7 tRNA genes are annotated in these 592 nt (G+C 55.1%); all 7 read right to left on the bottom strand.

The annotated features are described in order from the left end of the window. Position 1 precedes the first annotated feature (1 nt). Positions 2-92 (bottom strand) — tRNA-Ser (locus tag AU377_RS07015). A 4-nt stretch (positions 93-96) separates the two neighbouring features. Continuing rightward, positions 97-171 (bottom strand) — tRNA-Asn (locus tag AU377_RS07020). Between the two features lie 4 nt (positions 172-175). Further along, positions 176-252: transfer RNA gene (locus AU377_RS07025), tRNA-Ile, on the bottom strand. A gap of 2 nt (positions 253-254) precedes the next feature. Then, positions 255-328 (bottom strand) — tRNA-Gly (locus AU377_RS07030). Between the two features lie 5 nt (positions 329-333). Next, positions 334-409: transfer RNA gene (locus tag AU377_RS07035), tRNA-Phe, on the bottom strand. Between the two features lie 23 nt (positions 410-432). Beyond that, a tRNA-Asp gene (locus tag AU377_RS07040) sits at positions 433-508 on the bottom strand. Between the two features lie 3 nt (positions 509-511). Further along, positions 512-586 (bottom strand) — tRNA-Met (locus AU377_RS07045). Positions 587-592: the final 6 nt, after the last annotated feature.

Raw genomic sequence — 592 nt, forward strand, 5'->3', positions numbered from 1 at the left:
ATGGCGGAGAAGGAGGGATTCGAACCCTCGCGCCGCTTACGCGACCTATGCCCTTAGCAGGGGCACCTCTTGAGCCTCTTGAGTACTTCCCCGTAATGGCTCCGCAGGTAGGATTCGAACCTACGACCGATCGGTTAACAGCCGATTGCTCTACCACTGAGCTACTGCGGAAAAATGGTGGGCCTAAGTGGACTCGAACCACCGACCTCACGCTTATCAGGCGTGCGCTCTAACCAGCTGAGCTATAGGCCCATTGGAGCGGGTGAAGGGAATCGAACCCTCATCATCAGCTTGGAAGGCTGAGGTTTTACCACTAAACTACACCCGCATAGATGGTGGCTCAGGACGGAATCGAACCGCCGACACAAGGATTTTCAGTCCTTTGCTCTACCGACTGAGCTACTGAGCCACATTATGTATCTTTGAAAAAAATGGCGGTCCCGACGGGAATCGAACCCGCGATCTCCTGCGTGACAGGCAGGCATGTTAACCGCTACACCACGGGACCTTTTGGTTGCGGAGGCAGGATTTGAACCTGCGACCTTCGGGTTATGAGCCCGACGAGCTACCACTGCTCCACTCCGCGATAATA

Origin of the sequence: Sporosarcina sp. HYO08 (assembly GCF_001563475.1) — a bacterium.
Taxonomy (GTDB): Bacteria; Bacillota; Bacilli; order Bacillales_A; family Planococcaceae; genus Sporosarcina.